This window comes from Nocardiopsis sp. N85 (assembly GCF_028882275.1).
GTDB lineage: Bacteria > Actinomycetota > Actinomycetes > Streptosporangiales > Streptosporangiaceae > Nocardiopsis > Nocardiopsis lambiniae.
Genome location: NZ_JARBUT010000017.1, coordinates 15,346 through 35,877, shown reverse-complemented (window position 1 = coordinate 35,877; position 20,532 = coordinate 15,346). Strand labels below are relative to the sequence as shown.

At 71.1% G+C, this 20,532-nt stretch carries 17 protein-coding genes; 5 read left to right on the top strand and 12 right to left on the bottom strand.

Annotated features, from left to right (window positions below; genetic code table 11):
• Nucleotides 1-4: 4 nt before the first annotated feature.
• The 4 genes from purD to fbaA all read right to left on the bottom strand — a co-directional run bounded on the left by purD (nt 5) and on the right by fbaA (nt 4,468).
• The gene (gene purD, locus PWG71_RS21285; RefSeq protein WP_274811692.1) at nt 5-1,255 is read right to left on the bottom strand and encodes a phosphoribosylamine--glycine ligase; all 1,251 of its coding nucleotides are present in this window, start codon (nt 1,253-1,255) and stop codon (nt 5-7) included.
• Nucleotides 1,256-1,307: 52 nt separating this feature from the next.
• Nucleotides 1,308-2,591 (bottom strand): adenylosuccinate synthase, encoded by a 1,284-nt coding sequence (locus PWG71_RS21280; protein WP_274811691.1) that lies wholly within the window; start codon nt 2,589-2,591, stop codon nt 1,308-1,310.
• 200 nt (nt 2,592-2,791) lie between these two features.
• The gene (locus PWG71_RS21275; protein WP_274811690.1) at nt 2,792-3,208 is read right to left on the bottom strand and encodes a DUF3151 domain-containing protein; all 417 of its coding nucleotides are present in this window, start codon (nt 3,206-3,208) and stop codon (nt 2,792-2,794) included.
• Between the two features lie 237 nt (nt 3,209-3,445).
• Nucleotides 3,446-4,468, bottom strand: coding sequence for a class II fructose-bisphosphate aldolase (gene fbaA / locus PWG71_RS21270; RefSeq protein ID WP_274811689.1), 1,023 nt, complete (start codon nt 4,466-4,468; stop codon nt 3,446-3,448).
• A gap of 447 nt (nt 4,469-4,915) precedes the next feature.
• Between fbaA and PWG71_RS21265 the strand changes: the two genes are divergently transcribed.
• Nucleotides 4,916-5,263, top strand: coding sequence for a RodZ domain-containing protein (locus tag PWG71_RS21265; RefSeq protein WP_274811778.1), 348 nt, complete (start codon nt 4,916-4,918; stop codon nt 5,261-5,263).
• Between the two features lie 113 nt (nt 5,264-5,376).
• Here the strand turns inward: PWG71_RS21265 and pyrE are convergent, their stop codons facing one another.
• Nucleotides 5,377-5,910 carry an orotate phosphoribosyltransferase gene (gene pyrE / locus PWG71_RS21260; RefSeq protein WP_274811688.1) on the bottom strand — a complete coding sequence of 178 codons (534 nt, stop codon included), beginning with the start codon at nt 5,908-5,910 and terminating at the stop codon, nt 5,377-5,379.
• A gap of 67 nt (nt 5,911-5,977) precedes the next feature.
• On the opposite strand from pyrE, the gene cutA reads away from it, so the two are divergent.
• The 3 genes from cutA (at nt 5,978) to PWG71_RS21245 (ending at nt 7,714) form a co-directional block, all read left to right on the top strand.
• Nucleotides 5,978-6,358 carry a divalent-cation tolerance protein CutA gene (gene cutA, locus PWG71_RS21255; RefSeq protein ID WP_274811687.1) on the top strand — a complete coding sequence of 127 codons (381 nt, stop codon included), beginning with the start codon at nt 5,978-5,980 and terminating at the stop codon, nt 6,356-6,358.
• Entirely contained in the window at nt 6,355-6,942 is a 588-nt protein-coding gene (locus tag PWG71_RS21250; protein WP_274811686.1) for a hypothetical protein, read from the top strand. Before cutA ends, PWG71_RS21250 begins: the two co-directional genes overlap by 4 nt.
• A gap of 112 nt (nt 6,943-7,054) precedes the next feature.
• A complete protein-coding gene (locus PWG71_RS21245; protein WP_274811685.1) occupies nt 7,055-7,714 on the top strand; it encodes a GNAT family N-acetyltransferase in 660 nt (219 codons plus the stop codon).
• A 563-nt stretch (nt 7,715-8,277) separates the two neighbouring features.
• Here PWG71_RS21245 and PWG71_RS21240 read toward each other — a convergent pair.
• From PWG71_RS21240 to PWG71_RS21220, 5 genes are all read right to left on the bottom strand, one after another.
• Nucleotides 8,278-8,880 (bottom strand): hypothetical protein, encoded by a 603-nt coding sequence (locus PWG71_RS21240; protein ID WP_274811684.1) that lies wholly within the window; start codon nt 8,878-8,880, stop codon nt 8,278-8,280.
• 76 nt (nt 8,881-8,956) lie between these two features.
• Complete coding sequence (locus PWG71_RS21235; RefSeq protein WP_274811683.1) at nt 8,957-10,495, bottom strand: RDD family protein; 1,539 nt, start codon at nt 10,493-10,495, stop codon at nt 8,957-8,959.
• A gap of 256 nt (nt 10,496-10,751) precedes the next feature.
• Nucleotides 10,752-14,729: a type VII secretion protein EccCa gene (gene eccCa, locus PWG71_RS21230; protein ID WP_274811682.1), complete on the bottom strand. Its 3,978-nt coding sequence runs from the start codon at nt 14,727-14,729 to the stop codon at nt 10,752-10,754.
• Between the two features lie 118 nt (nt 14,730-14,847).
• Nucleotides 14,848-16,272: a DUF6177 family protein gene (locus tag PWG71_RS21225; protein ID WP_274811681.1), complete on the bottom strand. Its 1,425-nt coding sequence runs from the start codon at nt 16,270-16,272 to the stop codon at nt 14,848-14,850.
• Between the two features lie 120 nt (nt 16,273-16,392).
• A complete protein-coding gene (locus PWG71_RS21220) occupies nt 16,393-16,743 on the bottom strand; it encodes a hypothetical protein (RefSeq protein WP_446725072.1) in 351 nt (116 codons plus the stop codon).
• Nucleotides 16,744-16,774: 31 nt separating this feature from the next.
• On the opposite strand from PWG71_RS21220, the gene PWG71_RS21215 reads away from it, so the two are divergent.
• Nucleotides 16,775-16,915 carry a hypothetical protein gene (locus PWG71_RS21215; protein WP_274811680.1) on the top strand — a complete coding sequence of 47 codons (141 nt, stop codon included), beginning with the start codon at nt 16,775-16,777 and terminating at the stop codon, nt 16,913-16,915.
• A gap of 75 nt (nt 16,916-16,990) precedes the next feature.
• Here the strand turns inward: PWG71_RS21215 and PWG71_RS21210 are convergent, their stop codons facing one another.
• Nucleotides 16,991-17,437: an immunity protein YezG family protein gene (locus tag PWG71_RS21210; RefSeq protein ID WP_274811679.1), complete on the bottom strand. Its 447-nt coding sequence runs from the start codon at nt 17,435-17,437 to the stop codon at nt 16,991-16,993.
• Nucleotides 17,438-17,440: 3 nt separating this feature from the next.
• Nucleotides 17,441-20,416 carry a DNA/RNA non-specific endonuclease gene (locus tag PWG71_RS21205; RefSeq protein ID WP_274811678.1) on the bottom strand — a complete coding sequence of 992 codons (2,976 nt, stop codon included), beginning with the start codon at nt 20,414-20,416 and terminating at the stop codon, nt 17,441-17,443.
• Nucleotides 20,417-20,532 lie beyond the last annotated feature (116 nt).

The window sequence follows — 20,532 nt, the reverse complement described above, 5'->3', positions numbered from 1 at the left end:
GCCGCTACGACTCTGCGGCGGCGCGCTCGGCGATGTCGGTCCGGTGGAACGACCCGCGCAACTCGATCCGCGACACCGCCGCGTAGGCACGCTCACGGGCCTGGGCCAGGTCGACACCGGTGCCGACCACGCTGAGCACCCGGCCGCCCGCCGACACCACGTCGCGCGCGTCGCTCCAGCCGGTACCGGCGTGCAGCACGTAGGCGCCCTCCAGGGCGTTGGCGGCGTCCAGCCCGCCGATCACATCGCCCTTGACCGGGTCGCCCGGGTAGTTCTCGGCGGCCACCACCACGGTGACCGCGGCGCCCGTCTTCCACTGGAGGGAGCCGATCGAGCCGAGCCCGCCGGTGTCGGTGGCCTGGAGGACCGCGCCGATCGGGGTGGCCAGCCGGTCCAGCACCACCTGGGTCTCCGGGTCGCCGAACCGGGCGTTGAACTCGACCACGCGCGGTCCCTCGGAGGTGAGCGCCAGGCCCACGTACAGCAGGCCCTGGTAGCGGGTGCCGCGCCGGTTCATCTCCTGAAGGGTGGGTCGCACGACCGAACCCATGATCTCGTCCACCAGACCGGCCGGTGCCCACGGCAGCGGCGCGTAGGCGCCCATGCCACCGGTGTTGGGACCCTGGTCTCCGTCGTAGGCGCGCTTGAAGTCCTGGGCGGGCAGCAGCGGCAGCGCGTGCACGCCGTCGCTCAGCACGAACAGGGACACCTCCGGGCCGTCGAGGTACTCCTCGATGACGACCCGGCCGCACTCGCGGGCGTGCTGCTCTGCCAGGGCCCGGTCCTCGGTCACCACGACGCCCTTGCCCGCCGCCAGCCCGTCGTCCTTGACGACGTAGGGGGTGCCGAACTCGTCGAGCGCCTCGGAGACCTGGCCCGCGGTGCGGCACACCCTGGCCTTGGCGGTGGGCACGCCCGCCGCCTCCATGACCTCCTTGGCGAACGCCTTGGAGCCTTCCAGGCGCGCGGCCTCCTTGTCGGGGCCGAACACCGGGATGCCCCGCTCGCGCAGGGCGTCGGCGACCCCCGCCACCAGCGGTGCCTCCGGTCCGACCACGACCAGCTCCGCGCGGATGCGCGCGGCCAGCTCGGTCACCGCCAGCCCGTCGGTCACGTTGATCACGTGGTTGTCGGCCATTTCCGAGATCCCCGGGTTGCCGGGGGCACAGTGGATACCCGTGACACCCGGGTCGAGGGACAAGGCGCGGACGAGGGCGTGCTCGCGGCCTCCGCCGCCGAGGACGAGGGCTTTCACTACTGGGGGCCTCTTCGTGTGGGAGACGGACAGCGGACAGGTGGACGCCGGTTCAGACCAGCGAACGCAGTTCGAGGGTCTGGTCGCGACCGGGACCGACACCGATGGCGGAGATCGGGGCTCCGGACATCTCCTCCAGAGTACGCACGTACGCCTGGGCGTTCTTGGGGAGTTCGTCGAATTCCCGTGCTCCGGTGATGTCCTCCGACCAGCCGTCGAGGTACTCGTAGACCGGCGTCGCGTGGTGGAAGTCGGTCTGGGTCATCGGGATCTCGTCGTGGCGGACACCGTCGACCTCGTAGGCGACGCAGACCGGGATGCTCTCCAGGCCCGTGAGCACGTCGAGCTTGGTCAGGAAGAAGTCGGTGATGCCGTTGATGCGTGTCGCGTACCGGGCGATGGGCGCGTCGAACCAGCCGCAGCGGCGGTCGCGCCCGGTGGTGACGCCGTACTCGTGGCCCTGGGTGCGCAGCCAGACGCCCTGCTCGTCGAGCAGCTCCGTGGGGAAGGGACCCGAACCGACCCGGGTGGTGTAGGCCTTGAGGATGCCGACGACCTTGGTGATCCGGGTGGGGCCGATGCCCGAACCGGCCGCCGCGCCGCCGGCGGTGGGCGAGGAGGAGGTCACGAACGGGTAGGTGCCGTGGTCGATGTCCAGGAGGGTGCCCTGGGAGCCCTCCAGGTAGACGGTCTTGCCCTCGTCCAGCGCCTTGTTGAGGATGAGCGAGGTGTCGGCGACGTAGGGGCGCAGCCGCTCGGCGTAGCCCAGGTACTCCTCGATGATGGGCTCGGCTTCGAGGGAGCGCCGGTTGTACACCTTGGCGAGGAGCTGGTTCTTGTCGTTGAGGGCCAGCTCGATCTTCTTGCGCAGGATCTTGGGGTCGAACATGTCCTGGACGCGCACGCCCTGACGGGACACCTTGTCGGCGTAGGTGGGGCCGATGCCGCGGCCGGTGGTGCCGATCTTGCCCTTGCCGAGGAAGCGCTCGCTGACCTTGTCGAGGGCCCGGTGGTAGGGCATGATCAGGTGCGCGTTGGCCGAGATGAGCAGGCGTGACGTGTCCACGCCGCGGGCGTTCAGGCCGCTCAGCTCCTCCAGGAGCACGCCCGGGTCGATGACGACGCCGTTGGCGATGACCGGCACCACGTTCGGGGAGAGGATGCCCGAGGGGAGCAGGTGGAGGGCGTATTTCTGGTCGCCGATGACCACCGTGTGCCCGGCGTTGTTCCCGCCCTGGTAGCGGACCACGTAGTCCACGCGGTCGCCCACAAGGTCGGTCGCCTTGCCCTTGCCCTCGTCGCCCCACTGGGCACCCACGAGCGTGATCGCCGGCATTGGTCTCTACCTCTTCGCTCGACACCTGACCGGGGTGTTCCCGACCCCGAACATGGAAGAACCCCTGGCGCAAGGCAGCGACAGGGGCCGTTGCGTATTGAGGGTACACGACCCGTCCGTCCCGGTTGAGTGGCGCCCGAGGTGGGATTTCCTCACGTCGGGGACGGCGGGCGCCCCGGTCCGGGGCGCCCGCGCGGGAGTCAGGAGTTGAGGACCTTGTCGGCCTCGGCGCTGGAGTCGCGCAGGAAGGTGGCGCAGCGCTCGGCCTCGGCGGTCTCGCCGATCTGTTCGGCGGCCTTGCCCAGCGCGTGCAGGGCGCGCAGGAAGCCCTGGTTGGGCTCGTGCTCCCAGGGGACGGGCCCGTGCCCCTTCCAGCCCGAACGGCGCAGCTGGTCCAGCCCTCGGTGGTAGCCGGTGCGCGCGTAGGCGTACGCGGTGACCGGCTCGCCCGCCGCCAGGGCGTTCTCGGCCAGGCGCGCCCAGGCCGCCGAATACCCGGGGAACCGGCCGGCGACCGGGGTGGGGTCCTCGGAGGCGGCCAGCGCCTCGCGGGCCTCGGGGTCGTCGATGAGGCGGGTCTCGGGCGGCTCGTTGAGCAGGTTCTGGTGCAGGTTCATGTCCTCCATCCTGCCACCCGGACGGGTCCGGAGATCGGTCGTCCACAGGCCGGATCCCGGCCTCCGGGCCTCGGCGGCCGAATCGGGGCCCACCCGCCCGCCGTCCCGTTCCCCGCTCCGGCGCTTCGACGCGGCCCCCGGACCTCGCCGGGCGGCTCCCGCCGCGCCCCCACCCGGACGCACGGCGCCCGGTGACCGGCATCGGCCACCGGGCGCCGCCCGCGTCGAACGCGATCGCTACTTCATCTTGTTGCCGGCGGACTTCAGCTGCTGGGCGGCCTCCACCACGCGGGCGGCCATGCCGGCCTCGGCGGCCTTGCCGTAGGCGCGCGGGTCGTAGATCTTCTTGCTGCCGATCTCGCCGTCGACCTTCAGCACGCCGTCGTAGTTCTTCAGCATGTGGTCCGCGATCGGGCGGGTGAACGCGTACTGCGTGTCGGTGTCGATGTTCATCTTCACCACGCCGTACTCGATGGCCTCGTGGATCTCCTCCAGGGTGGAGCCCGAACCACCGTGGAACACGAAGTCGAACGCCTTGGCCTTGCCGTACTTCTCGGCCACGGCCTCCTGGGCCTTCTTCAGCACCTCGGGACGCAGCTTCACGAAGCCGGGCTTGTAGGAGCCGTGCACGTTGCCGAAGGTCAGGGCGGTCATGTAGTAGCCCTTCTCCCCGAGGCCGAGGACCTCGGCGGTGCGCAGGGCGTCCGCCGGGGTGGTGTAGAGCTTCTCGTTGATCTCGCCGACGATGCCGTCCTCCTCGCCGCCGACGACGCCGACCTCGATCTCCAGGATGGCGTGGGCGGCCTTGGAGGCGGCCAGCAGCTCCTCGGCGATCTGAAGGTTCTCCTCCAGCTCCACGGCCGAACCGTCCCACATGTGCGACTGGAACAGCGGCTCCCGGCCCTGGGCCACGCGCTCCTTGGAGATCTCCAGCAGCGGACGCACGAACCCGTCGAGCTTGTTCTTCGGGCAGTGGTCGGTGTGCAGGGCCACGTTCACCGGGTACTTGGCCGCCACCACGCGGGCGTATTCGGCGAAGGCCACCGAGCCGGTGACCATGTCCTTGATCGTGGAGCCGGACAGGAATTCGGCGCCGCCCGTGGAGATCTGGACGATGCCGTCGCTTTCGGCCTCGGCGAAGCCCCGCAGCGCGGCGTGCAGGGTCTGGCTGGAGGTCACGTTGATCGCCGGGTAGGCGAAGCCCTCGGACTTCGCGCGGCTCAGCATCTCGGTGTAGACCTCGGGGCTGGCGATGGGCATGGTTTGACTCTCCCTGGAATCGGACCTGGAGCGATCGGCCGACGGTCGCGCCGACGGCGCCCCACGTGCGTTGCCCGGTGGAACGGGCCGGTCGTCGGGGGCGGCCCACAGGTCGGGCCGTGCGTCCGGACGTGTCCACCAGGTGTCACCCAAGTATCGCGAACCAACAGAGCCGATGGAAAGGTCTAGACCAAATTACCGAGGTTTCCCGGCCGCGACATCGTCGATTCGCTGGGCGATTTGTGAAGTTCTCTACCTCATCGCGGGAGCTTGTGAAGTTCCGTGTGCGCGTGACCGAATTGTGGGAACCGGGGAGGTTGTATGCGATCACTGTCGCTTTTTGCCGTGATACACGCTACATTCAACGCCGTGGGAAGGCATAGGAATGATCCTCGCGGCGTTGGCCAGGTAGCGGCCATCGTCGGGGCAGTCGTGCTCCTGATCGCGATGCTCGCGCTCGGCGGGTTCTTCTTGTACCAGTCGCTCCCCGGCAACTCCGGCTCCAGTGTGAGTGCCAACGCCTCCGGAGCGGCGGCCGAGGGAGAGACCCCCAAGGGCGCGTTCTACGTCCGCGTCATCGGTGAGTCCAGCCGGGTGTTCGTCCGCGTCCCCGGCGGCGACGTCCTGCACGACCAGGACGTGCGGCAGGGCAGTTCCCTCCGGTACGCCGACATCCCCGAAGGCGGCCTTGAGGTCACCATCGGCGACCCCTCCGCGGTCGAGCTCTACGTCAACGGCAGCGAGCGCGACATCGCCGACCGCGGCCCGGACTACAGCTTCACCATCGACGGCTGAGCCGTCCCCCGCGACACCCCGCACGCCGGAGGGCGCGCGTCCGTGTCCGCGTCGTCCCGAGCCCGCGCGGCGGGGACGAACGCCCCGCCGCTCTGTCATCGGTCCCGGGCGCCCTAGATGTCCAGGTCCGACACCTCGTAGACGGCCCGGTACTCCAGGCCCTCCTTCTCCACGCGCTCGCGCGCCCCGCGGTCCAGGATCAACGCGACCGCCACGATCTCGGCACCCGCCTCCCGCAGCGCCTCCACCGCGGTCAGCACCGAACCGCCGGTCGTCGAGGTGTCCTCCAGCGCCAGCACCCGGCGGCCGTTCACGTCCGGGCCCTCGATGCGCTTCTGCAACCCGTGCGCCTTACCGGCCTTGCGCACCACGAAGGCGTCCAGCCTCCGTCCGCGCGCGTGCGCGGCGTGCAGCATCGCGGTGGCGACCGGGTCCGCGCCCAGCGTCAACCCGCCCACCGCGTCGAACTCCAGGTCCGCGACGTTGTCCAGCATGACCGACCCGACCAGCGGCGCGGCCTCCCCGTCCAGGGTCACCCGGCGCAGATCCACGTAGTAGTCGGCCTCCTGGCCGGAGGACAGGATCACCTTCCCCCGCACGACCGCCTTATCGTTGATCTGACGCAGGAGTTCATCACGTTCGCTCATGATCCATGAGCGTAGAACACCGGGCGACACCGCACGTCATCGGCGGCGCCCGGACGGAGGGACCGCCATGCCGCACACGTCGACGCCGGGGATCGTCCGGGTCGAGGTCACCGTCGACACCCGCGACGGCGCCGACCGCCTGGCGGAATCGGTGGTCGGACACCGGCTCGCCGCCTGCGCCCAGGTGGGCGGCCCCGTCACCTCCCACTACCGCTGGGAGGGGGAGGCGCGGCGCGACGAGGAGTGGACCGTGGTGCTCAAGACCGCCGAGGACCGCCTGGACGACCTCACCGCGCGCATCGTCCGCGAACACCCCTACGACGTTCCCGAGGTGGTGGCCGTGCCCGTCGTCGGCGGCAACCCCTCCTACCTGGCCTGGGTCCGCGACGAGACCCGCCCGGCGGAGGCACCGGGGGCGGTCGGCGAGGGTCGGGGCGCCGCCGAGTGATCGCCGTCCTCCTTCCCCCCACCCTGGGTCGCCCCACCCGCCTGCCCGCACTCGGGGACGAACTGTCCGAGGCCGGCCCCACGCCCGTCCGGGTCACCGTCACCGGCGACGAACGGCCGCCCCACGCCGCCCGGTACGTGGCCGGCGCCAGCCTGGAGATCAACCGTCTGGTCGCTCCGGACGCTCCCACGGCCCTGGTCGTCGAGGGGGACGCCGGGCCGCTGGCGGCGGCCCTCGGCGCGGCACAGCGCGCCGCGCACCGGCCCGTGTTCGGGTACGTGCTCGTCGACGCCCTCCTGCCGCAGCCGGGCCTCGCCACCCGCGCCGACCTGGACCGGGCCCAGAACCCGGAGGGTGCGCCACCTCCGCCCGCCGTCGGGGAGCCGGACGGTTACCGCACGGAGCCCCTGCCGCCCTCCGCCGACTGGCCGGACGCACCGTGCGGGTACCTGCTCACCGACCCCTCCCGCGCGCACACCGCCCGACTGGCGGGGATGCGCGGCTGGACGGTGCGCGAGTGCGCACCGGAGGACGCCTCCCGCGTCCTGGCCGCGCTGCTGATCGACCTGCGCGGCATGGGCTGACCCGTCGACCGGCCCGCGCCGCGTGCCGGGACCCTTTCCCGCCTCTTCTCCTCTGTTCCCCAGTCGGCGAAAACGGGCTGCGGATCCCCTCCGGCCACGGCAACATCGCCCTATGATCACCGACCACTTCCCGATCCTGGGCCTGCGGGTCCGCACACCCCGCCTGGAACTGCGGCCGCCCTCGCTCGACGACCTCTCCGCGCTGGCCGACCTCGCCGCCGACGGGGTCCACGACCCGGCCGTGATGCCGTTCCTCGCCCCGTGGACCGATGAGCCCCCGGCCCGGCGGGCCCTGTCGGTGATCCAGTACAACCTCGGCGTCTACTCCCGGTGGACCCCGGAGAAGTGGCACCTCCCGCTCGCGGTCGTGCACGAGGGCCGGGTCGTGGGCATCCAGGACATGACGGCCCGGGACTTCGCCGTCACCCGCCAGGTCTCCACCGGCTCATGGCTGGGTCTCGAACACCAGGGCAAGGGCATCGGCACCGAGATGCGCGCGGCCGTCCTGCACCTGGCCTTCGCCGAACTCGGTGCCCGGGAGGCCGCCTCGGGGGCCATGGAGGGCAACACGCCCTCCGAGCGGGTCTCCCGTCGGCTCGGCTACCGCGACGACGGAACCGCCCTCTTCGCGATCCGGGGTGCTCCGCTGCGCGAGCGGCGGTTCCGCCTCACCCGGGAGGACTGGGCGTCGCACCGCCTCGACCTGTCGATCACCGTCACCGGGTTGGAGCCCTGCCTGCCGTTCTTCGGTGCGGAGGACCGTTCGGAGTGACGCGGTGGGACGGCGTCGTCACGCGTCCGGTACGGTTCTGCACCGACAGAGCCATCGGAACCGCCTCAGGGCGGGCATCGGTGACGAGTCGGAAGGAACGTCTCCGTTGTACGAGAACCGACCCCCCGCCGATCGGGCGGTGACGGCTTCGCTCCCCCCGGGACTCCAGTTCCCGTACGCGATCCGCAGACCCGACCCGTACGAGTCCACCGGCCCCCGCCCGGTCCGGGGCGGGGTCGGTGTCCCCGGTCCCCTCCCTCGGGCGATGACGCCCCCACGGGGTGCGCCGAGGGCTCTGCCGCACGACCAGGGCCCGCCTCCGAACCGACCGCGCCCGCCCCGCACCCGGGTGGCGGACGCGATCGCCGCCGCGTTCCTCGCGGGGGAGTCCCGTCCGATGACCGGTCCCCGGCAGGGGACTCCGCGCTCCTGGTTCGACGTTCCGGGTGAGGGGCCGTCCCGCCCCTGAGTGCGAGTCGCGCGTACGCGTCACCGGGCGTGCGGGTCGGGGACGTCCTCCGCCCGCCGACGCCGTCCCTTCCGGCCCTCGCGCCACCCCTCCTTCAGGAGCGGGCGGTGCCGCCGACCGGCTCCCCGTTCGCCGCGCCGTCCCCCTCGCTCCGGGAGGCGCGCAGCATCCCCGCCATGCCCACGAGAATGCCCGCCAGCATGCCCACGCCGCTGAGGACGCCGCTGACGAACGGCACCCACTCCGCGAAGCCGACCGCCGCCATCACCAGCCCGACGGCGCCCAGCGCGGAGAGGTAGACCGCGACGCCCAGGATCTGCCCCATGCGCCAGTACCAGGCCAACGGCAGGAAGTGCAGACCCACGACCAGGGCGATCCAGGCGACGTTCGCCTCCATGGGGGCTCCCAGCGCCCGGAGGACCTGGATGCCGCCGAAGAGGAGGACGACCTCCAGCAGCACGACGATCCCGTAGAAGGGACCGAACCGGAATCGGGGGGCGTCCTCCGTACCCGGGGCGGGGTCGACCTCGCCCCGGCGCGACAGGATCACCGCCGCCGCGATGACGGCCACCATCGCGCCGACCGCGAGGAGGCGCAGGATCAGACCCGCGGCCGACGGCAGGGGCGGTCCGGCGTTGGCCAGCACGAAGGCCGTTCCGAAGCCGCCGCCGATGAAGAAACCAGTGAATTGACGCATGATGAGAACCTAGCGGGCGAATGTCCGATCGCGGGGTGATCGGGCCGTATGCGGTCAACCCGAGACCGCGGACCGTTCAGCGCGGGGTCTGGACGACCACCGAGCGGGAGAACCGGTCGTGCAGGCACTGCCTGCGCTGCTTGTCGCGCAGGTGCCAGAGCACGTTGGTGAGCGACCACGGCAACAGCAGGTTGACGAGGTTGAAGACCCCGGGGGCGAAGCACAGCGCGCGCAGCAGGGCCCGGCCCGCGGGCAGCTTCCGCTTGCCGCCTTCCGTGGGGACGATCCACAGGCCGAGGGCGATCTTGCCCAGGGACCGGCCCCACACGGAGACCTGGAACCACTCCCACAGGATCGGCAGCAGGAAGAACGAGAAGACGTATCCGATCGCGAAGCCCGTCTCCGAGGGCCCGTCCACGATGTCGCCCCCGCCGATGGCCACGGCGGTGAGCGTGGAGGCCATCATCGACAGGAACCACAGCACCCCGACCGCCAAGGTGTCCAGGAACCGGGCGAGGAAGCGCTGCCCGGAGTCGGCCAGCCCCACGGTGGGGTTGTTCGGATCCCATTGGGCGGGGTCGGAGAGCCGGACCACCGGTGTCCCGTACCCGGCGCCCGGGTGACCGACGGGGTATCCGGGATGTCCACCGGGGTGCACCGGGTACCCGGCCGGGGGGACGGGGTATCCGGCGAACGGCGGAGCCGGGTGGCCGTGGGCGGGCGTACCCGCGGGCGGCATCCCACCGCCGCCGTAGGGGGCACCGGGAACGGGGTGCCCGGCGGGGCCCGCCCCCGTCGGGTGGGCGGGCGTCGCGTACGCGGGCGGCCCCGGCGGGGCGAACTGCGGGCGGGGCGGTCCGCCGTCGGTCCCCGTGATCGCCGGTGCGGTCGGCGGAGCGTCCCCCGACGGGGGCGGCTCCGACGCAACCGCCTTCGCGGACGGGGCCTCCGGCCGCGGGGCGGGCGGGACGGTCGGCAGAACGCGCGGCTCGCCTTCGCCGTTCGCGGGGGCCGCGGTGATCGTGTAACCGGCGTAGCGCCGTGCGGGCGCGGCCTCCTCGGCACCGCCACCGTTCGGAGCGGTCTCGGGGACCTCCCGACCGATGTCGTCGAGGGCGTTGAGTTCGGTGTCGGTCTCGGGGGCCCTGGGGGTGTCTTCGAGGTGGTGGAGCAGGGTGCCGCGGTGGATGCCGGCTCCGTCGATGTCGATGGTGCCGGTGGTGGAGAGGGAGAAGCCGCCGCCGCGTTCGTACATGCGGATGAGGGGTTCGAAGGGGTCGGGCAGGTCCGGTAGGGGCGCCCCGGCGTCGCGTGCGGCGGCCAGGTGCAGTGCCCAGACACAGGTCTTGCCGACGGTGGGGAACTGCCGCACGATGTCGGGGTTGTCCTTGACGCCTTCGAGGACCTCGTCGGTGGCGCGGATTCCGGGTGCGGCGAATTCGGCGAGGTCGTAGAAGGGCCAGCCCCTGGCGTCCAGTGTTCGGGTCCAGAGCGCCATCCGGCGCAGGTACTCGCGCATGAGCAGGACGCGCGACCGGGTGTGATCGAGGTTCCCGTTCCAATCGATCGCGTGGATACGGACGGCCAGGGCGTCGACCGCGGTGGCACCGCTCATCGGGCTCCTCCCATGGTCGGAGCCGGGGGAAGGGCCGCCGCTGTCGGGGTGCTGGGACGGGGGCTGCATGCTACTCCTGCCGCAGGTCATCGGATGATCTCTAGGCGTGACGTCATCAGGGCGCCGGTGTCCACCCGGGCGTGGCCCGGCGCGCATCCCTTCCGATGCCGCAAGGACCCGGGAGGTTTCGGACCCGAGGCCACACCTGTCCCATCGGCCGGGACGGTCCGGAACCCGCCCCGGCCCTCGCCGCGCCTCAGTCCCGCAACGCCGTCTGGATCAGGTGCGTCGCACCGCCCCGGGTCACCCACTTGCCGCGACCGGGCGGCTGCGGGGCCGCGTACACCCGCGGCAGCAATTGACCCTCCGACCGGTCGCCCGACATCACCAGCGCGCTCGTGCCGATCTCCCGGACCGCCTGCACCAGCGGTTCGTACATCCCCCGACCGGATCCGGCCACCCGCCTGGCCAGCACGAAGTGCAGACCGATGTCCCGCCCGTTGGGCACGAACGGCACGAACGGCGCCAGCGGCTTCTGCCCGGCCGTGGTGAGCACGTCGTAGTCGTCGGCCAGGACCACGATGCGCGGCCCCTTGAACGAACCCGGCTCCAACGAGTCCAGGTCACCGTCCTCGGGGATGCGCGACTCGACCTCCTTGGCCACGCCCCCGGCCAGCCCGGCGCACACCTTGGGGGTGCTCGCGTACCCGCCCATGTACTCCTCGGGCACCACGTTGCGCAGGGTGCGACGCGGGTCCATCACCGCGAACACGACCTCGTCGGAGGAGTACCGGGCCACCAGCCCCTCGGCCACCAGCCGCAGCAGGTTGGTCTTGCCGCACTCCCCGTCGCCCAGCACCAACAGGTTCTGGTCCCGGTCGAACAGGTCCAACAGCACCGGGTCCAGCGCCCGCTCGTCCACCCCGATCGGCACCAGCCTCGGCTCCGACTCCCGGGTGGGCAGGGTCCGTGCCGACAGCTTGTGCGGCAGCACCCGCACACCCGGCGCCCGGCGCCCGCCCCACGCGCCGTCCACGGCCCGCACGGCCTTCTCCACGGCCTCGCCCAGGTCCTCGTCACCGTCGACCCCGTCGATGCGCGGCAACGCCACCTGTCCGAACAGCTCGTCGTCGGTGAGCGCCCGGCCGGGGGCCTTGGCGCTGATGGTCTCGGCGAGCTTGCGGTCGATCGTCGACTCGGAGGCGTCGTTGAGGTGCAACTCCACCTTCTGTCCGAAGTTCGACTGCACGGCGATGCGCACGTCGTTCCAGCGCAGCATGCCCGCCACCACGTGGACACCGAACCCGCCACCGCGCTGGAGCAGCTCGTTGACCATGCCGTCGATGTCCTCGAAGTCCTTGCGCAACGCCCCGAACCCGTCGATGACCAGCAGGACGTCGGCGCTGGCCAGCTCGGGCACCTCGCCCCGGGCGTGCATGCGCCGCAGCTGGGCCACCGAGTCGATGCCCCGCTCCCGGAACACCTCCTGGCGGTGCTCCAGCATCCCCCGGATCTCCTCGACCGTGCGCCGCACCCGCTCGGTGTCGGTGCGCCCGGCCACCCCGCCCACGTGCGGCAGGGAGGACAGCGATTGCAGACCGCCGCCCATCAGGTCCAGGCAGTACATCGCCGCCTGCTGCGGGGTGTGGGTCATCGCCAGGGACAGGACCAGGGTGCGCAGCAGGGTGGTCTTCCCGCTCTGCGGACCGCCGATGATCGCGACGTGACCACCGGACGCGGTCAGGTCCAGCCTCCACACGCCCTGCCACTGCTTGGTGGCGTCGTCGAGCAGACCGATCGGGACGCTCATCCGCGGGTGCTCGCCGGGAAGCCGCAACCCCAGGTCGGTCTTCTCCGGGGCGCCCGCCATCGTGTCCAGGGCGGCGGCCGTGGGCAGCGGCGGCAACCAGATGGACCGGGTGCGCTCCCCGTGCCGGTCGAACTGGCCGACCATCACGTCGAGCAGGGTCGGGCCCACCGATCGCGACGGCATCGGGCTCTCCTCGGCCGCCGACACCGCGCTCACCCCCGGTTCCTCCGGAGCCGTGTTGTACGCGGTGTAGGGGCGCACCGACACCGACGCCTCCCTGCTCTCCTCCTCCGCCACCGGACCCCGGTAGGGGCCCGACACGTACCCCGCCTTGAACCGCTGGTACACGCTGGTGTCCACCTTGAGATACCCGAACCCGGGCAGTGACGGCAGGTGGAACGCGTCGGGGGTGTTGAGGACCGTGCGGCTCTCCTCCTCGGAGAACGTGCGCAGACCCAACCGGTACGACAGATAGGTGTCCAGGCCGCGCAGCTTGCCTCCCTCGATGCGCTGGCTGGACAGCAGCAGGTGCACGCCGATACTGCGACCGATCCGGCCGATCGACAGGAACAGCTCGATGAAGTCGGGGCGGGCGGTCAACAGCTCGCCGAACTCGTCGATGATCACCAGCAGGTGCGGCAGCGGCGGCAGGCTCGGGTCGTGTCGGCGCTTGTAGGCGTAGTCGCCGATGTTGGGCACGTTCCCGGTGTCGCGCAGCACCTGCTGGCGGCGCTGCACCTCACCGGACAGGCTCGCGTACACCCGCTCGATGAGCGCGGCGTCGTCCTCCAGGTTGGTGATCACACCGGCGACGTGCGGCATGTCCTCGAACGGCGCGAACGTCGCACCGCCCTTGTAGTCGACCAGCACCATGCTCACCCGATCCGGCGAGTGCCCGGCCGCCAGCGCCAGCACCAGGGTGCGCAGCATCTCGCTCTTGCCGGAACCGGTCGCGCCCACGCACAACCCGTGCGGGCCCATGCCGAGCTGCGCCGACTCCTTCAGGTCCAGCACCACCGGTTGGCCCATGTCGTCCATGCCGATGGGGACCCGCAGGAACGCCCGCTCGCTGCGCGGCGCCCACAGCCGCTGCACGTCCATCGCCCCCGGGTCCTGGACGCCCATCATGGAGGTGAAGTCGACGCTGCCGCCCTCCTGGGCGGTCTCCTCCACCGACTCCGGGGACAGCCGGAGCGGCGCCAGCATGCGGGCCAGGCCCATGAGGGTGGCGGCGGGGACGTCGTCCACGGTGCCGACGGTGACCACCGGGTCGGAGCCGCGCAGCTCCTCCACCCTCACCTGGTCTCCCTTGACGGTGACGCGCACGTTCACGTCACCGGGTTCGTCCACCTGCCGGGACACCAGGTGCAGCACGGTCACCGCGAGCGCGCCGGGGTCCACCGCGTCGTCGGGGCGCACCAGCTCCGCGGCCACCTCGCCGTGCGTGTCGTGGACGACGAGCAGGCGGCGCATCATCTGGTACGCCTCCCGTTTGCCCATGCCCCGACGGATCTCCGAAGCGAAGTCGGTACGGGCGCGCAGTTCGTCGGCGAGCAGCCCGCCCAGCTTGGCGGGGGTGGGGGCGATGAGCCGCACCGCGGCGCCGCCCTCACGGCGTTGCGGGTCCAGCACCTGCGGCAGCCACGGCAGCCATTCCCAGTCCCGGGCGCGGTCGGCGGGGTAGGACACCGCCAGACCGGCGTCCTCGGGGGCGTGGAACGCGCCGAACTGGGCGACGAGCGCCCGCATCAGGCGCATGACGTCGGCGCGTTCACCGATGACGCTGACGTTCCCCGCCATGTCCAACGGCAGGGCCAGGGGCATCTCGGGGATGGTGGAGAACCGGCGGATCGCCGCCTGGGCCTCCGACAGCATGAACGGGTCGGTGGGGGTGAGCGCGGTGCCCTGTTCGGCCAGCCGCATCGGGCGGCCCTCGGTGAGGCCGGTCCCCACCCGCACCCGCAGGAAGTCGCGGTGTCGACGTCGGCGCTCCCACAGCCGGGTGGGGTCGCGCACCACGTCGTACAGGGCCTCCGGCGGCGGGTCCAGCAGGCGGGCGTGCGAGCGGGTGGACTGCTCCCACTCGGTCAGCTCCTCGCGCAGCTCCTCCAGGTACTGGAGGTAGAGCTCGCGCTGGTTGCGGCGCTGGCGGCCCACCTGGCCGCGACGGGAGAACAGCATGCCGACCGCGGCCAGCAGCGCGATGACGAGGACCACGCCGCCCAGCGCGATGAACGCGGGGTTGCGCATGACCATCATGATGGTCATCGACCCCATCATGCCGACCATCGGCAGGATCGTCATGAGCGGATTGCCCTGCGCCTTGCCGTCCGGAAGGGTCGGCGGGGCCTCCACCTCGTGGGGTTCCTGCGCCGGGGCGGGATGCACGGTTCGTGTCGGCCGGTGCACGACGCGAAGGCTCATCGGCGTTCCTCTCGGCGGTGCAGGGGTGGAGGGGGAGACGGGGGCGCTCGGGGTCCGTGAGAACCCTACCGAACACGGACGCAGCGGACCTTTCGGTGAGCACGGGCGCCAATGGGCATCAAACGGTGGCGGGTTCGCCGTCGGGGTGCAGGTGGGCCATCAGCTCACGGAACCGCGTCCACGCGTCGTCCTCGGTCCCGTCGCCGATCCGGTACCAGAGGGCGGGGGTCATGGGCGGGCCGAACGGGATGCCCCGCACGGGAGCGGACAGGGCCCGCTCGGTGCCGATGGAGGACACGCCCTCCACGCCCACGGCCATGCCCACCGGAAGCGGCAACCCGGTCCAGTGGGGGGCGTAGGTGAGGTCCGCGCGGCCGCCGGCGCGTCGCACGCTCATGGTCCGCAGCACGTCCCGGTCGGTGAGCTCCTTGACCAGGGACGCCAACGCAGACAGATCCGGCTCCTCGCCCTCGGCGTATCCGACGGCGAACGTGATCGCCTCGCGCACCCCGGACACGGTGCGGCTCACCCGCACCGTGCCGGCGAAGGGGCGCACCCCGTCCTCGCGCACGCCCTCGGGCGGGCCGGCGATCACCGCCCAGGTCTGGCCGGGGGCGCGGCCGCGGGCCAGCCGGGTGAACACGGCCCGCTTCCACTCCTGCGGCAGGGGCTCGGCGGTACCCCACACGGACGGCGCCGCGCCGCCCAGACGTTCGGCCAGCAGCTCCACGGAGGTGCCCAGGACCAGGCCGTTGTCGGCGGGGTGCTCGACGTTGAGGTCGACGTGCACCTGGCAGCCCCGATCGGCGTCGTCGGCGCGGAACGCCTCCGGAGGCCCGTCGGGGCGGGCGTCCTCGTCCACGACGAACGCCTCCCGGTCGTCCCAGCGCAGCGGAATGCCGGAGAAGCCGTCGTAGTAGGAGCCGTCGGGGGTCTGGGCCACCCAGCGGGCGGTGGGCGTCATCAGGATGGAACGCAGGGCGTGCGTGACGCGCGAGGTCGAGGGGGTGACGACCTGGAGGCGCAGGCCCTGGCGCCCGTAGCGCGCCATCGCGTCCACGAGCCAGGGGGACATGGGGACCAGGGGGCGGTCCTGCACCACGACCACGGTCTTCTCGGTGCGGGTGGTGACGGCGGGGTGTTCGGTGGCGCCCTCCAGGAAGGCGTCACCTCGGACCAGTACGGGGGAAGGTTCCCACACGGCGCCCCCGAGCCGCTCGGCCAGGTCGCGGACGAACCGCCCGACCATTCCGGCCGTGTCCGCGTCCGACAGGTCGGCGCCCCGGGCCTCCACCCAGTAGGGCTGGGCGGGCAGTTCGTCGGCGATGTCGTCGGTGAGCAGCCGCTCGGCCTCGGCCGACAGGGCCAGGCGCTGTGCGGCCTGCATGGCGGCGACGACCCGGTCATCGGAGTCGAGGAGTTCGACCAGGGCGCCGTCCGCGGCCAGGCGTACGCGCAGGTCCGGGCCGGCGGCGACGAGTGCCCTGGTGAGGGCTCTCCGGTCGGGGGGATCGGCCAGCAGGGCGACCGCGTCGTGGCTCAAGGGGTCTCCTCAACACTCGTGGGGGCCGGACGGGTATCGAGTGGGATACACGGAGTGTCCGGAAGGTTCGCGTTCGAGGGATTCCCGAGTGTCCGCAGTGTTCCTCTCCGCCCCGGGGCCTCACCCGGCGGCGGTGCCCCCGGCCTCCTCGCGAAGCTTCTCGTTCAGCCGGTCGGGGAGGTACTCGGGGTCGCGGGGGAAGTATTCGAGGTCGTTGGTGAAGGCTTTGGCTGTGGCGAAGGTCGGGCCGGGGTCGTCGTCCATCGCTCGGAGGCGATGCGCGCTTTTTTCGCCGTTCGTGAATTCGATCTCCACGAGGCTGTTGGTGGCCTCGATCAGCGCACTTCGTGTGCAGATGATCCGTTCCCAGCCATTCGGTGCCTTGCCCAGGATCTTCGATCCGGCATTGGTGAGGATCTCCTGCTGCTCCGCCGGCCCCGGATGCCCACGCTTGAAAGCGTGGTCCACCAAGGGTTTTCACCTACTCGGGGAAGGGGGGTTCTTGTATTGGATTCTCTTCGTGGCGACGCCGTTGAGCGACCACTCGACGACGATCCTGCTCGGTGGCGAGAACACGCTCCACCATGACGCCCTCGCCCAAGGCATGCGTGGCGTCCACGGCCGTCGGCGGACGCGCTGGTGACCGCTGTCCCGCCACGGGGCCGGGTACGGGATGATCCATTCGCACCCGGCCCTTTCACCCGGGAAAGACCGGCGTCTAACCCTCCCGGGTGGCCTCGTCCAGGTGCTCGCGCAGCCAGTCGGGGAGGTTCTCGTCGGCGCGGGGGAAGAACTCCAGGTCCAAGGCGAAGTCCGACGCCTGCGGATAGAAGGTGAAACCGGGCTGCCCGTCGTAGTCGTAGTCGACCTTGAACCTTCCGGGCCTGCCGATGACGTACGTGAGAGTGAACCAGGTGCCCTTGCCCTCCCGGTACATTCCCGCGCGCAGCTCCTTGACCATGTCGATCACCCCGAGAGGGATGCGCTTGCGTTCCGTCGTCCCGTCCGCACGCCTTTCCTCCAGCTGCTCGGACATCTGACCGATGAGGGCCCGGACGGTGTAGGTCACGGTCTCCCACTCGTCGCCCACGGCCGTGAGCAACTCCACGCCGATCTTCTGGAGGAGTTCCTGCTGCTCCTGGGGTCCCAGGTGGCCACGATCCATCGTCTAGCTCCCGCTCGGTGGGGTCGGTACGGTGTCGGGGATGTTGTGGTAGGAACGACGCTCTTGTTCGATGCCGTTGAGGGACCACTCGACGATCACTTCGCCGGGCGGCGGTCGGAGGACGTCGACCACGTTACCGTTGTCGTCCAGCACGTCGATGGGCTTCAGATCCGGGTGATCCATGGTGGTGATCCGCACGTGGATGTTCGGCGGCTGTGGCCCGTTGCGAATGATCTTCTGCCATTCGGTTATCGCGGCGTCCCAGTTCGCGGCGGGCACGCCTTCGCGCTTTTCGACCTTGCGCAGCTCGGACCAGTTCCCGTTCAGGAGATTGTCCCAGGTTTTCTCCATGTTGCGGAAACTGCCCTCGATACCCGGGAAGGCGTTGCGTCGCTGGTTCACCACTTCGAGCATGGGGATCTGGTTGAGTCGTTCGCCCACGCCACCGAACTCGTTCGCGCCGATCAGGTGGCCGCCGTTCCATCGGCCGTTGGCGTACTGGTATCCGGAGCCGTTCGCCTCCAACTGTTCGTTGAGGGCGGCGAAGTAGTCCTTGGCGGACTTGTTGACGGCATCCTGCTCGTCCACGTTGCGAGGGTGCCTGTCCGAGATCAGGTCGCCCTCGACGGATGTGGTGCGGCCACCGGAGTCGGTGGTGTAGGAGTACTCGTACGGTCGCTGGGACACGGTCCCGTCCGGGTTGGTGACGTCGACGATCTTGTCCGGATCCCGGACCACGTAGGTGGTGTCGGGTCGTGGGTCCAAGAACTCCGGGTTTTTGGAACCGGCCCGATCGGGGACCGTCTCGACACGAGTGACGTTCCCGTCGGCGTCCGTCGTGTAGGTGCCCCGCCAGTGTCCGTCGGAGTTCTCGATGCGGTAGGTGGTGTCGGGGTCCAGGTCGACGCCGTCGCCGAAACGCTCCTTCGGTCCGGGCATGAGGTCGGTGAAGCGGCTGTCGGGGTCGTTCGGACGGATGACGTGCGGGTTGTCCCGGCCACCCGGGCGTGTGCGGTCGCCATCCGGGGTGTTCGGCACATCGCCTCCACCACCGCTTCCGCCTCCACCGTTACCGCCGTTGCCCCCGCCACCACGCACCGGCAGGGAACCTTCGGAGGAGTGCGAGCCGCCGCCTCCACCACCGGTGCCGCCGCGGCCCGACCCGGAGTCCACGTCCACGACGGTCGTGCCGCCGCGCGGGGTGTCCAGACCGTCGGTACCGCCGACGCTGTTGTTGACGGTCGTGTCGTTGTGACCGTTGATCTCGTTGCCCGCGCTGTCGACCTCGACCCGCTGCTCCACGTCGGCCTCCACCCGGGACGGCTCGCTTTCGTAGCGCTGCACCGGGGTGTCGTTGACCGAGGAGATGTCATCGGGCACGGTCTGTCCGGCGACCCAGCGATCCTGTTCGCCGTTCAACCCCTCCCCCAACGAGCGGCGGGACTCCGGGTCGATGCCGTCGAGGAAGTCCTGGCTCGCGTCGAGCTGCTCGGTGGTCGGGTGGACCGGCTCCCGCTCGGTGTCGGTGTCCGTTCCGTCGCGGTCGTCCGCGGTGTCGGTGCGCCGCCGCTCGGTGCCCTCCGGCGTCGACTCGGTGCGCGTCGTGGTGGCGCGCGGCGAGGACGTGTCGCCGGGGGTGTCGGGGGCGTCCGCGGTGACCGGTGCGCGTCGCCCGTCGGTGCCGCCCGGCGTTCCCGACCCCTGACCGTTCCCGTTGTTGTTGGTCGAGGCGTTGAGCCGCTCCAAGGCCTCGTTCATCCGGCCGAGGTCGGCACCGTCGATGTCGAGGTCGGCCACACTGCCGAGGTCCACCGGCGTGATGGACCCGTCGCCGAACCTGGGCACCCGGGCCAGCAACGCCGGATCGATGCCGCCCGGCAGGTCCGCAGCGTCCGGGACGTCCGGGGTACGGCTGCCGCCCACCGAGTTCACGATCTTGGCGCCGCGCCAGGCCATCAGCGGAACACCGACGACCGCGCCCACTCCGGTGGCGGTCAGGAGCGCGCCGCCCACCACCGCGCCGACGTTCAGCAGCGCCGTACCGATGGTGTACCAGGGCCGCTCGCCCCACTCCTCCCACGGCACGACCGCGTGCGCGGCCTCCTTCCAGGAGTTGCCCATGGTCGACCAGGAGAAGCCCCAGTCGCCGTTCTCGTCCTTGCCGACGCCCGCCAACCCGGCCAGGCCCTCGACGGTGCCGCCCCAGTAGTCCCAGAGGTTGTCCCCCCAGTTCCCGGAGAACCACCCGTTCGGACCGTGCGCGCCGACCATGCCGCCCGCGTCCTCGGCGATGCCCACGAAGAAGTCGCCGACGGCGTCGCCGAAGTCGTTGTACCAGGCGTGGTCGGTTGTCTGCGGCGCCCCCCATTCCATGGGGACGCCCTCCAACGGCTTGTCGAACCCGTACACGAACTCCTTCGAGCCCGGCTTGACGGACCCCTCGGAGTTCTGGGCGATGAACGTCGTGCCGCCGAACAGACCGGTGATGGCGTTGGCACAGGTGCGCTCCGCCTCCTGGAACTCGTGCAGGAGACCGGCCGCCCGGTTGAGCAGTTCGTTGTGCTCGCCGACCTCGGCGCTCTCGGACTTCCACCAAAGGAAGCCGCCGCCGTCCCGCCAGCCCTCTTTGTCGCCGTTGTCGATCTTGCGGAGGAACTCGTTGGAGTCGGTTCTCAGGGTGGCCCAGCGCCCCTTGATATCGCGGACCTTCTCGGCGAAATCGCTGAGCGCGTTGGAGGTGCTGGACAACGCCGAGGACACGTCCCCGGCATCGCCGGTGATCGGCTTGAGGACGTTGAAGAGCGTCTCGTCCTCGGGAGCGGAGTAGATGCCGTCCAACCCCGCCCACGCGCCGGTGATGTCACCGGCGGTGTCGGTGAGGTCGGTGCCGTCGGTCTTCAGCTTGGCCGCCACCGCGTCCAAGGCGTAGGTGAGGGTCTTCGGGACGGGAAAATTACTCGGATCGATCAGGTCGGACAAGGTGGACCACCGTTACCTGTTCCAGGGGAGGCCGCGGGCGGGGTCGAGGGCCGTGGCGGTTCCCAGGGTTCCGTACGTGTCTGGGGGTGGATCCGTGCGGCGCGTTCGTGGGGGCG

Excerpts from the sequence above, each read along its gene's own strand:
- PWG71_RS21280 (WP_274811691.1), bottom strand. The coding sequence starts at position 2,591 with ATGCCGGCGATCACGCTCGTGGGTGCCCAGTGGGGCGACGAGGGCAAG.
- PWG71_RS21275 (WP_274811690.1), bottom strand. The coding sequence starts at position 3,208 with ATGAACCTGCACCAGAACCTGCTCAACGAGCCGCCCGAGACCCGCCTC.
- fbaA (WP_274811689.1), bottom strand. The coding sequence starts at position 4,468 with ATGCCCATCGCCAGCCCCGAGGTCTACACCGAGATGCTGAGCCGCGCG.
- PWG71_RS21265 (WP_274811778.1), top strand. The coding sequence starts at position 4,916 with ATGCTCGCGCTCGGCGGGTTCTTCTTGTACCAGTCGCTCCCCGGCAAC.
- pyrE (WP_274811688.1), bottom strand. The coding sequence starts at position 5,910 with ATGAGCGAACGTGATGAACTCCTGCGTCAGATCAACGATAAGGCGGTC.
- cutA (WP_274811687.1), top strand. The coding sequence starts at position 5,978 with ATGCCGCACACGTCGACGCCGGGGATCGTCCGGGTCGAGGTCACCGTC.
- PWG71_RS21245 (WP_274811685.1), top strand. The coding sequence starts at position 7,055 with ATGATCACCGACCACTTCCCGATCCTGGGCCTGCGGGTCCGCACACCC.
- PWG71_RS21240 (WP_274811684.1), bottom strand. The coding sequence starts at position 8,880 with ATGCGTCAATTCACTGGTTTCTTCATCGGCGGCGGCTTCGGAACGGCC.
- PWG71_RS21235 (WP_274811683.1), bottom strand. The coding sequence starts at position 10,495 with ATGAGCGGTGCCACCGCGGTCGACGCCCTGGCCGTCCGTATCCACGCG.
- eccCa (WP_274811682.1), bottom strand. The coding sequence starts at position 14,729 with ATGAGCCTTCGCGTCGTGCACCGGCCGACACGAACCGTGCATCCCGCC.
- PWG71_RS21210 (WP_274811679.1), bottom strand. The coding sequence starts at position 17,437 with ATGGATCGTGGCCACCTGGGACCCCAGGAGCAGCAGGAACTCCTCCAG.